At 51.0% G+C, this 11,360-nt stretch carries 10 protein-coding genes; 1 reads left to right on the plus strand and 9 read right to left on the minus strand.

Translation table 11 applies throughout. From position 1 onward, the window contains the following. Positions 1–331: 331 nt before the first annotated feature. Positions 332–1,600, minus strand: coding sequence for a hypothetical protein (locus B5E84_RS14855; protein ID WP_143469246.1), 1,269 nt, complete (start codon positions 1,598–1,600; stop codon positions 332–334). Positions 1,601–1,765: 165 nt separating this feature from the next. Here B5E84_RS14855 and B5E84_RS20430 point away from each other — a divergent pair, with 165 nt between their 5' ends. After that, a complete protein-coding gene (locus B5E84_RS20430; RefSeq protein WP_143469248.1) occupies positions 1,766–1,960 on the plus strand; it encodes a hypothetical protein in 195 nt (64 codons plus the stop codon). Positions 1,961–2,099: 139 nt separating this feature from the next. Here the strand turns inward: B5E84_RS20430 and B5E84_RS14860 are convergent, their stop codons facing one another. From B5E84_RS14860 to glmM, 8 genes are all read right to left on the minus strand, one after another. Further along, positions 2,100–2,888 (minus strand): hypothetical protein, encoded by a 789-nt coding sequence (locus tag B5E84_RS14860; RefSeq protein ID WP_087224125.1) that lies wholly within the window; start codon positions 2,886–2,888, stop codon positions 2,100–2,102. Between the two features lie 9 nt (positions 2,889–2,897). After that, positions 2,898–3,848: a hypothetical protein gene (locus B5E84_RS14865; protein ID WP_087224127.1), complete on the minus strand. Its 951-nt coding sequence runs from the start codon at positions 3,846–3,848 to the stop codon at positions 2,898–2,900. Beyond that, positions 3,799–4,947: a DUF262 domain-containing protein gene (locus tag B5E84_RS14870; RefSeq protein WP_162612871.1), complete on the minus strand. Its 1,149-nt coding sequence runs from the start codon at positions 4,945–4,947 to the stop codon at positions 3,799–3,801. Before B5E84_RS14870 ends, B5E84_RS14865 begins: the two co-directional genes overlap by 50 nt. Positions 4,948–5,046: 99 nt before the next feature. Further along, positions 5,047–6,864, minus strand: coding sequence for a glutamine--fructose-6-phosphate transaminase (isomerizing) (gene glmS / locus B5E84_RS14875; RefSeq protein ID WP_087224131.1), 1,818 nt, complete (start codon positions 6,862–6,864; stop codon positions 5,047–5,049). Further along, on the minus strand, positions 6,849–7,154 hold the full coding sequence (locus B5E84_RS20435; RefSeq protein ID WP_143469250.1) for a hypothetical protein: 306 nt from the start codon (positions 7,152–7,154) through the stop codon (positions 6,849–6,851). Before B5E84_RS20435 ends, glmS begins: the two co-directional genes overlap by 16 nt. A gap of 57 nt (positions 7,155–7,211) precedes the next feature. Beyond that, positions 7,212–8,948, minus strand: coding sequence for a phospho-sugar mutase (locus B5E84_RS14880; protein ID WP_087224134.1), 1,737 nt, complete (start codon positions 8,946–8,948; stop codon positions 7,212–7,214). A 132-nt stretch (positions 8,949–9,080) separates the two neighbouring features. Further along, a complete protein-coding gene (locus tag B5E84_RS14885; RefSeq protein WP_087224136.1) occupies positions 9,081–10,151 on the minus strand; it encodes a mannose-1-phosphate guanylyltransferase in 1,071 nt (356 codons plus the stop codon). Between the two features lie 108 nt (positions 10,152–10,259). Next, a partial coding sequence (glmM, locus tag B5E84_RS14890) for a phosphoglucosamine mutase (protein ID WP_087224138.1) occupies positions 10,260–11,360 on the minus strand: 1,101 nt, incomplete at its 5' end.

Below are 11,360 nucleotides of genomic sequence, written 5' to 3' on the forward strand. Positions count from 1 at the left end.
ACGGATAGTATACTATATAGGGTTTTGTTTGTCAACTGGTTTTTTGAAAAATTTTTTCATGCAAATTTTTCATGCGGTTTGGGCGTGAAGTGCGGTTTGAGGGCTATTGGGGGGGGCGGTTTTGAGGCTGCTTTGGGGCAATTTGGGGGCAGTTTTGGGGTCGCGGGAGTTTTTGCAGAAAAGGGAGTTAAGGTGCCTGGATCGAGGAAATTTCCCTCCAAAACCAGGGATCTCTGGCTTTGGCAGTTTGCCCGCGTAGAAAACCACGCAGGCAAACCGCTGCTGCTAAATCACACTTTCTGAATCAATCCTTTGACCACAGAACGACCATTTACCGCTCCGCCGGTGTCTCAAAGCTCATCTCCAACAGCCCTTTTAACCGATCCCACTCTGCGCGCCCTGGCGTATAACAGGCATAGTCTCCTAAAATAAATCCATCGCAGCCGTCCGCCGCGAACTGCAGTTCCACGGTACTGCCGTCCGCTTTTTCCAAAGTAACCATATCTACATACGGGCAGCCGGTCACATCCGCAAGCTCCGCGTTCTTTAAAATATTTTCCACTTCCCGGATTACTTCCTCATCCTCAATCAGCCCAGGCTCCATCCCTCTCTGCTGAATCCTGATTTTTTGAGTTCCTTCGATAACATCCGGACTTTCCGCCCGAAACAGGCCATGGCTCTGCAGGTAGTCCCAAAGTGGTTTCTTGATGGAATTTCCGCTTTTCGCCATTTCCAGAGGAGAATGCTCTATCTTGGACGCAAGAGAACCATACACGTTTATCCCAGCGGGATCGGCGTATTCCAAATCTATCATCTGGCTATCCCTCATAATCTCGTCCATAGTTTCCGGCGAAAGCAACACGTATTCCGTAACTTCCTGCCCCTGCACCCATTTCCGCAGTTCCAGAAAGCTCCCTTCCACCGGCGCAGTCGCCTGCATCCCCTTTTCATACAGCTGTTCCAGATAATCCCCCTGACCACGGTTTACCAGCCTCTCAAATACGTCATCAATCTCTGCCGCCTCCGGCTGATCCACACTCAGACAAATCACGGTTTTATCCTCATTCCAGCTGAAACGTCTCACTCCGGGAAACTCCACCGCCGGTTCAAAAACAGTCTCCTCCCCCGAAACACGCTCATAGCCCAGATGAACATAATTTTCATTATAATCATTAGAATCTGTCTTCACCCTCATCTCCAAAAAAGGGCTTTTTTCTTCCGTACACACCCCAAGGATGTAGGCGTGACCCACATCCGAAAACCGTCCGTAACATTCATAGGACGCCTGCAGCGGCCTGGTGTAAAAAGACAGCAGGCCGTCATCCATATCCTTATAGGCAATCTGCGGCTGCTGTTTTTCCATTGCCGCCGCCAGTTCCAGCAATTCTTCCCTCTGTCTCTCGGACTGACTGACCTCCGATTCCTGCCCCTGAACGTCTTCCGTAAGGGTACGGAAGGGCTCGGAGGAGGAAACCAAACCGCCATTTTCCCCTTGATCCCAGGCCATTTTATAGCCTAAACCATAAAATCCGCCTGCCAAAACCGCTGCCCCGGCAAATGCCATGGCCACAAACACCCCTCTTTTCTTCGCTCCGCTCATTTCCACTTCTCCCTTTCCGCGAATCATTCTGCCCCCGGCTTTCCTCTGTTTCATGCCGGGCTGGCTTTTCACGTTTTTATGAGTATATCACGCCGGAACAGGGAAGGTGTTTACTTATGTCTTACATTTCTTTTAACATTGGCGGTATTGTGGAGTTGTATTTTTTTGAGGAAAATGGTTTTCGCGTTGTTTGCGCGGCCTAGCTATGGCAACCGCTTAAACGTGGGAATCGCCATGCTGAGCTTTGCCGAAACCATGGAAAACCACCATCCGTCAGACACCGGCTGGGTAATGGGCGCGCCGGAAGGAAAGTCTTATGAAATTCCGGATAAAACTTGGATTGCGGGGGGTATTGTGTAATGAATATTGAATAACCAGAAAATACGTATGGCGCCTCACATCAGGCGCCGCAAACGAGCAAAAACAACCCCAGCCACCAAGCATCCTATATCAGAGCCTGGCGGGCGGGGCCGTTAAATTTTCAACTATACTGCTGGTCTCACACAGCAGCAAATTCTATTATGTAGATCGCCTCACAAACCTTTAAACGTTTTTCCTGTGACAATCCTTTCATTTTCTCCGCAAACAGCTCTACCACCAGATTATTACATTCATAATCCGGTAATTCCCCACGACTATCTACTACCAGCCTTACAAACTCCATTAATTTTCCAGTACGATATTTGGGATCATTCAAGCAAAAGCGTTTGATATGAGCATTTATAAATTCTTTATCCATCTGATCATACAATGGATTATCCGCCGGCCGGAATTTTGTTTTTAATATATCATACACAATCTTCAATTCCTGACGGCTGCTGCGCCCCATAGCTCCCATTGGCTGCAAAATAAAATGTGCATCTTCATTTTCATAATAATCAGCCTGCAAATTTCTTAACGCTTTACAGGGAACTGTACATTGTTTTCTCGTCCCGGCCGCAGCGCACCGCGCGGAAGAATGAAAGCGCCTGATCTGACCTGTCCTTAATTTTCTCCCCTTTTCTCCACGTCTTTTAAAAGATTCGTTGCAAACCGGACACGCAATCCCAATATTAGGCACACAATTCACTAGCCAATCCGAATTATTTTTTTCTATCGCGTGTTCCAACTGCCCGTAAGATTTTCCAGCTACCAGAATGCGGGTGTAGCAGTACATACAATAACCTTTCCCGGCATCCAGCAATACCTCTCTGGTATTCTCTTTCTCTGACGGAGAGGACCAGCCATACTGTTTCCATCTTTTATAATGAGGTTTGTATTTCGGCATTTCAACGGTTAAGTAATCCATGTTCTCCTCTTACCACTTCAATATCTGTCGGTAAATCAACTGCTGTGACGCCGATAAGTCCTGTTCTCCCAATTCTTTCATTCTGTCGTCATCCGCGTCTGACCAGGCATGGTTTATCTTATTATTCAGCAAACGGCGAAACTCTTTTTCCACCTGCGTAAAATCCACTTCCCCGCTCCCGAATACCCTTTCAAAAATCAGCTGCACTTCTGAATACGCATTATAATCATTCGCATCCAGAACTTCATATTCATTTTGATACAAAACGACAATATTGGCATCCCGCGCAGCTACAACCAGATCAATGGAATGAGTAGACACTATAAATTCCATATGACTGAAATGAGATCTTAAAAAGCCTAATATTTTTGCGGCATACCGAGGTGAAAGAAATTCATCTACCTCATCGATTACAACATATGGCTTTTGTGTTTGATCTCCGTGTTTGCTTAATTCGTTATAATAAATTAATTCCAAAAGGATCCGAATCAGCGCCTGGTAACCGCTGGATAATGTGCCGCGTTCTCCCTCAAACTGTACTTCTCCAAGGGGATCTCCATATATAATCTTAAATCTTTTTTGCGTCAACTCCGCAAAGAGCTGCTGTACCTGTTCTTCAAAAGCGGAATAAATCTGTTCGATCCGTTCTGTAGAAGTTCCATAGCAGTTAAATGAGTCCTGAAGATTAAAATAATCCTCCTTCAAACGCGTTTCCACCACTTTGCTGTTAGCGTACGACACATTCTCTTTGACAGCTGTGACTTTCCCCACATCAAAACCGCGATTTACTGCATCAATAAAATATACTGGCCGCTGAGGCATCCACTGCTCGATCAGTCTCTTTATCAGAAACGATTTTCCGCTGGAATTATCTCCAATCAGCACGCTACATGGATAATGCAATCTTTCATTACTTATCTTTTCTGTTAAGCTCTCCGTTATATTTTGAGGCAATCTCATATACCGTTCTCCATCTCTTATTCATACGGTTCATTTTTACGGTTCCCTGTCTGCTGTTCGATGTATACTGTTCCGAATTAAGTATTTTATCGCATAAGTCCTGGGTAATTTTCGATGAGAATCCTCGTTTGTCATATATAATAAAAAAGCTTTCTATCAATGCTTTTTTTCCTGAAAATTTCATATTCACATCAAATAAATTCACAAAGTTTTCTAAACTTTTTTGGTATTCCTGGTTTTCTTCCTCGGAAAAATTCATAGACTTCTCTGAAAAATAATCCAATAATTTCGTATAGGAAGTCTGATAGCCCTCAATTACAAACTCTTTTTTAGGCGCGATATACTTCGTATACTTTTTTAGCGCACAGAAACGGAGCAGCATCTCCATATCCTGCTCTTTTGAATCTTCCCGTCCCCATAGAGATCTCCATGTTTCATTCTCTTTATTAAATTTCCGAAGCATATCATAGAATGTGCAGTTATAAATTCCATTTCTTTGCTCCTGATCGGATAACAGTTCTCCTCCTCTGTTTAAATTAGCAAAAATTGTCCTTAATACTTTTTCTCTCTGCTCTGGCTGGTCTATTTTGATTTCAATCACTGTAATCGTCGTATAATCCACTTTTCTTCGGATCTCTACCGGCAGCGCGGCATAGTCTACATTGATTTTTTCTCCATCCTCTCCGAAAAGCTCGATATGAAGATCCTCCAATTCAAATTGTTCCTTCAATGCCTGGCCAAACGTTTGGTTCTCTTTTATTTCTAACTGAGAAAAGTTTACAGCGCTGTTCTTTCTTCTTTCCAGAAAGGCTCCTATATAATAAAAGAACAGGCTCATAACTCTTTGCTGTCCGTCTAAAATCTCCAGCTGATTATCTTTATTCCTGCAAGTATAAATGGGCGGAATGGGAAAACCGCGTAGTAAAGACTCAACCAACTTCTCTACTTTGTCACGTCCCCATCTATATTTTCTCTGATATTTGGGAATCACATACATATTGTCATTCACACTCTCCACAAGTGTGCGAAACCCTATATCGGTTTTATATTGCTGAATAACCGGTTTTTTTAAATATCTAGTTACCCGATCTTCTTCCACGATTTTTCCACCTCCGCCTATCATGATGTCCATATTATATTACAAGCGTCAAATGATATGCAAGCATTTCTTCCGATTTAGAGAAACCGCAGTTTCCCCCTATTCCACCGTCACCGACTTCGCCAAATTCCTCGGCTGATCCACATCCAGTCCCTTCAGCAGCGACGCGTAATAAGCGATCAGCTGCAGCACCACCGCGATGGGAAATACGGTAAACCGGTCGTGGACGTCCGGGATGTGAATGTGCACATCTGCCAGGTTTTCGTCTGCCTGAGCGCTCTCCTTCGTGATCAGGATCACGTAAGCCCCTCTGGCCTTCACCTCCCGCACGTTGGAGATGGACTTCGCGAAAATCCGCTCCTGGGTGGCGATGGCGATCACCGGAACCTCGTCGGAAATGAGGGCTATGGTGCCGTGTTTTAACTCTCCCGCCGCGTAGGCGTCCGCGTGAATATAGGAAATTTCCTTCAGTTTCAGCGCTCCTTCCAGGGAGAAGGCGTAATCCAGGTTGCGGCCGATGAAAAACGCGTCCGGTTTCTCCACCAGCGGGCGCACCATCTGCCGGATCTCCTCTTTTCTGCGGATCATAGCCTCCATGGCCGGAATCACGTCCAGAAGATCCTTCACAAAGGCCGCGCTCTCCTCCCCGCTCATCTTTCCGCGCACGTAAGCCATGCGGCAGATGATCAGGTACAGAGCCGCCAGCTGTACCGAGTAAGCCTTGGTGCTGGCGACGGCGATTTCCGGCCCTGCATGGGTGTAGAGCACAAAATCACTCTCCCTCGCGATGGTGGAACCTTTCACGTTGACCACCGCCAGGGTTTTCGAGCCTGCCTCCTTTGCCAGCCGCATGGCCGCCAGGGTGTCGATGGTCTCCCCGGATTGGGAAATGATGATGGTCAGGGTCTTCTCGTCGATCAGCGGATCCTCATACCGGAACTCGGACGCGATGGAGACGGACACTGGGACGCGAAGGAGCGGCTCCATCAGGGCGCGGGCCACCATCCCCGCGTGCATGGCCGTCCCGCAGGCCACGATGTGCACCTGGCTGCACTGTTTGAACACCTCATCCGGAATGCCGTCGTCGGAAAAGTCCGGCATTCCCTTAGAAATTCTGGGCAGAATGGTGTTTTTTAACGCCTCCGGCTGTTCGTGGATCTCCTTTAACATGAAATGGGGAAACCCGTTTTTCATGGCGGCATCCGTATCCCAGTTCACCTCCAGGATCTCCGGCTGCGTTTCCCTGCCGTCCAAATCAAACACCCGCACCTGGTAGGGCGTCAGCTTTACAATCTGATCTTCCGGCACCACCATATACTTTTTGGTGTAGGGAATGAGGGCGGTCAAATCGGAGGCGATGATGGAACCGGCGCGGGTGTAGGCCGCCACCAGAGGGCTGACCCTGCGGATGGCATAAATCTCGCCGGGACGGTCCGCAAACAGGATGCAAAAGCCGTAGGATCCTTCCAGTTTCTCCACAAAACGGCGGATCGCCGCCTTCGGATCTCCGTCGTACAGGCTGTCCAGCACCCAGGCCGCCACCTCGCTGTCCGTCTGGGACACCAGTTTCCCTTCCAGATGATATTCCTTCGTCAGCTGGTGATAATTCTCAATGATTCCGTTGTGAATCAGCGTCACCCGTCCCGCCTGATGGGGATGGGCATTTTCCCTGGTCACCCCGCCGTGGGTGGCCCATCTGGTGTGGCCGATGCCGCAGTGAGTTTCCTCCCTGTCATTCTGGCAGAGTTTCTTTAGCTCCGCCACCTTTCCCGTGGTTTTTGTCACCCGCACCGCGGCGCCGTCTTCCACGCAGGCGATTCCCGCGCTGTCATAACCCCGGTATTCCAGCTGGGAAAGTCCCTCCAACAGTATTTTTCTGGCCGATAACGGGCCGGTGTAGCCTATGATTCCGCACATGGTTTTGTCCTCCTGTCCTGTAATTCTGTGCCTGCAAAGGCTCCTATAAAAATGATATGCAGGCGTTTTCTCATGTTTCCCGGCGTCCGGCCGTCTGTATGGGATGGTTTTCCGCCGTATTTCAAATCTTCCGGATTGATGTGAAAAATTTCTCCTGGTATTCCTGCTCCATGTAAAAGGCCCTGAAAACGAGCAAAACCGATGGTTCTCCCGTTCTTAAGGGAACCATCGGCCGTCTTTGCCCGAACTTTTTCTATTTTTTGTTTTCTTTTGTTCTTCCTGTCCTGCACCGGCTGCTCTGTCTTAGCAGCTTGACACCGGCCAGGCGGGGGAATATTTTCGCTGTGTTATGCCATTTCAATCCGCTGCCGCAAAAACTCCAGCAGCTTTTCTTCCAGCTCTTTTACCTGTTCTCTGTCCTCGCCGCTGACGGAAAGGTAGATTTTCAGTTTCGGCTCCGTTCCCGACGGTCTTACCACGAAGGACCGGCCGCCTTCCAGCCAGAATTTCAGCACGTTGGATTTTGGCAGGCCGCAGATGGGCTCCCTGTGGCCATCAGAAAACCGTTTCTCCTGTGCCCGGTAATCTTCCACGGACTCCACCGCCATGCCCGCTGCCGTCTGGGGCGGATCGTTCCGGAACTCGTCCATGATGCCCTGCATCCGCACAAACCCGGCCGCCCCTTCAAACTGGAAACTGTGAAGAGTATTCAGGCAGTAGCCGTAGCGGGTGTAGAGCTGGTCCAGGGCCTCCTTCAGCCCTTTGCCCCGTTTCTTATAAAAGGCAAACATCTCGCAGATCAGCAGGGCCGCGTTGACCCCGTCTTTGTCCCGCACGTAAGGGCCGGACAGGTAGCCGTAGCTTTCCTCAAAGCTGAAAATGAAACGATCCAACTCTTTTTTCTGCTCCAGCAGCCCAATCTGCTCGCCGATGAACTTAAAGCCGGTGAGAACGTCGATGACTTCCACGCCGTAGTGGTCGGCGATCTTTTTCACGTGGTCCATGGTCACGATGGTCTTCATAAGGAGCGGCCGCTCCGGCATCCGTCCCTGGGCCAGCCGGCGCTCACAGACGTATTCAAACAGCAGCAGGCCCACTTCATTTCCGGAAAGCAGGGTGTAATCCTCTCCGTCCCGCACCGCGATTCCCACCCGGTCGCAGTCCGGGTCGGTGGCCAAAAGCAGATCGCTGCCGTTTTTCCTCGCGCAAGCGATGCCCAGCTCCATCGCCTCCCGCACCTCCGGATTGGGATAGGGGCAGGTGGGGAAATCGCCGTCGGGCATTTCCTGCTCTTTTACCACGGAAATGTTGGTAAACCCGTTTTTCTCCAGCACGCGGAGCACGCAGAGCCGCCCGGCGCCGTTTAAGGGCGTGTAGGTGATGGACACATCCTTGTCCAGCTCGCTGTCGGGGCAGAGGCGCTGGGCGCTGACCGCGTCCAGGTAATCGTCCAGGAAACCGTCGGGAATGTAGTCCGCCAGCCCCTGATCCAAGGCTGCCGCTACGGTCATGGACTTCACATCGTCGAACAGATCCAGGGCATTGATCTCCGCCTGGATCGCCTTCGCCGCCTCCGTGGTGATCTGACAGCCGTCCGGGCCGTAGACCTTGTAGCCGTTGTACTTGGCTGGGTTGTGGCTGGCGGTGATCACCACGCCGCCGTCGCAGCCGTAGTAGCGGATGGCGTAGGAGAGAACCGGCGTGGGCATCAGCTCCGGAAACAGGCGTACCTGGATGCCGTTGGCCGCGAACACCCCTGCGGCCGTCTCACAAAACAGATCCGATTTGTGGCGGCTGTCATAGGCGATCACAACGCTGCGGCTGCGCCCCGGCTGCGCCGCCTGCCCCAGCAGGTAATTGGCATAGCCCTGGGTGGCCTTCGCCACCGTGTAAATATTCAACCGGTTCGTCCCCGCCCCGATCACCCCCCGCAGCCCGCCAGTCCCAAACTCCAGGTCTTTGTAGAAACGGTCGGAGATGGCTTCGGGGTGGGGGGAGATGGAGTGGAGTTCCTCCAGCAGCTCCGGTTCCAGCGGACGGCTGATCCAGTCCTCATAAATTGTCGTAAGCTCTTGTTTCGTCATGTTTTGTCCTTTATTTCAGCCAACATTGTTGATTTTTCACATTTTGTCCCGCAGGGTTCCATTATAGTATAAATCGACGCCGCGGTCAATCCGGCAGAATGGAGAAAGGCGGGAACAATCCCGCCTCTTTTCTTATAAATATTCATCCCTGTTGCAGATTTTCAGGTTTTCCGTCACCTTGCGGATCTCGCCAGCCTTGTGTTTCTCGCAAATCAGGATCGCATCCTCCGTATCCACGATGATGAGATCCCGCAGGCCTACGGACGCAATCAGTTTATTTTTCCCCTGAATAATGCAGTTCTGGGTGTCCACGGTAATCACATTTCCGCTCACCACATTTCCATCTTCATTGGTTTTCTTGATCCGCTCCACCGCAAGCCAGGAGCCTACATCGTCCCAGCCGAAGGTTCCGGGAATGGTGTAAATGTGCCCGGCCTTTTCCATAATACCGTAGTCGATGGAAATGGACGGCATGGCGGCAAACTCCCGTTCCAGCACCGTTTCTTCCTCATCCGTTCCCACGGCCGCCTGGATCGCGCGCAGTCTGTCACAGGCCTCCGGCATATATTTCTCCATATTTTTCCAGATGGACGAAAGTTTCCAGATAAACATTCCGCTGTTCCACAGGTACTCCTCCGTCTCCAGATATTCCTTCGCCACTTCCAGCGTGGGTTTTTCCACAAACCGCTCCACCGCGTAGGCGCTGCCGAGAGAGGCATGGGGGTTGAACTTAATATAGCCGTATCCCGTTTCCGGGTACGCCGGAGTGATTCCCAGTGTCACCAGGTTGTCACCCTGTTCCGCCACTTGGCACGCCTCCCGCAGGGCGTTCAGAAACATATTATTGAACTTGATCAGATGGTCGGAGGGCAGTACCAGCATCAGGGCGTCTTCGTACTTTTTCGCGATATGCACCGCACCCAGGCCAATGCAGGGGGCAGTGTTGCGTCCCACCGGCTCACAGAGAATGTTCTCCTCCGGCAGCTCTGGGAGCTGGGCCCGCACCAGATCCCGATAATTTTTATTGGTAGCAATGTAGATGTCCTCCATACGCACCAGCGGTAAGATGCGCTCCACCGTCAGCTGGATCATCGTCTTTCCATCATCTGTCAGGGACAGAAACTGCTTTGGCAGGTTCCTGCGGCTCCTGGGCCAAAAACGCTCGCCGCGGCCGCCGGCCATGATTAGGGCTGTTGTGTTCATGATTTTTGCTCCGTTCTGCCGCTGGGAGGCGGCTGGTAAAGTATATATAAGTCTGTATTTTTCAGTTTGACCGTTTTCTGCCTGTCATTTATCCATCCGGGTATTTACCTACTTAATATGGCCGTTTTTCCTCATGACCTCGATCACCTGATCCACGTACTTTTCACAGGTCTCGTGATCCGGGGCCTCCACCATCACCCGCACCACCGGCTCCGTTCCGGACTGGCGCAGAAGAATCCGGCCGTTGTCCCCCAGGGACTCCGTCACCTTTGCCACCTCTGCCTGCACGCCGGCGTCGTCCTGGGCCTCCTTCTTATCCTTCACCTGCACATTTTTAAGCACCTGAGGATAGATCTCCACCTCTGACGCCAGCTGGTCTAAGGGCTGTTTCTTCTCCAGCATTACTTCCATTACCTTGATGGAGGTGAGGATTCCGTCTCCTGTGGTGGCGTTCTTGCTGAAAATGATGTGGCCGGACTGTTCTCCGCCCAGGCAATAGCCGTTCTGGGCCATGTTCTCGTAGACGTATTTGTCTCCCACCGCCGTTTTCTCATAGCCGATGCCTTCCCGATCAAGGGCTTTGTAAAGGCCGAAGTTGGACATCACCGTAGTCACGATCTTGTTTCCTACCAGGGCGCCCTGGGCCTTCATGTACTTTCCGCATATGTACATGATTAAGTCCCCGTCCACCAGGTTTCCGTTCCGGTCTACGGCCAGGCAGCGGTCCGCATCTCCGTCGTAGGCAAAGCCCACGTCGCAGCCCTGCTCCACCACGTACTTCTGCAAGCCCTCGATGTGAGTGGAGCCGCAGTCCGTATTGATATTTAAGCCGTTGGGCTCGTTGTTGATCACGTGGGTCTCCGCCCCCAGGGCGTCGAACACGCTCTTGGCGATGGCCGAGGCGCTGCCGTTGGCGCAGTCTAAGGCCACCTTCCGGTTTTTAAAGGAGCGGGTGGCAATGGAGATCAGATAGCCGATGTAGCGGTTTCTGCCGGCGGCAAAATCCACGGTCTTTCCGATAGCATCCTTCGTGGCGAAGGGGATTTCCTCCGTCTCCCCGTCCAGATACCGCTCGATCTCCTCGATCACACTTTCCTCCAGCTTTTCTCCCCTCTCGTTGATCACCTTGATGCCGTTGTCATAGTAGGGGTTGTGGCTGGCGGAAATCATGATGCCGCAGTGGAACCCTTCCGTGCGCACCACGTAGGA

The organism is Lachnoclostridium sp. An14, from assembly GCF_002160755.1.
Taxonomy (GTDB): Bacteria; Bacillota; Clostridia; order Lachnospirales; family Lachnospiraceae; genus Lachnoclostridium_A.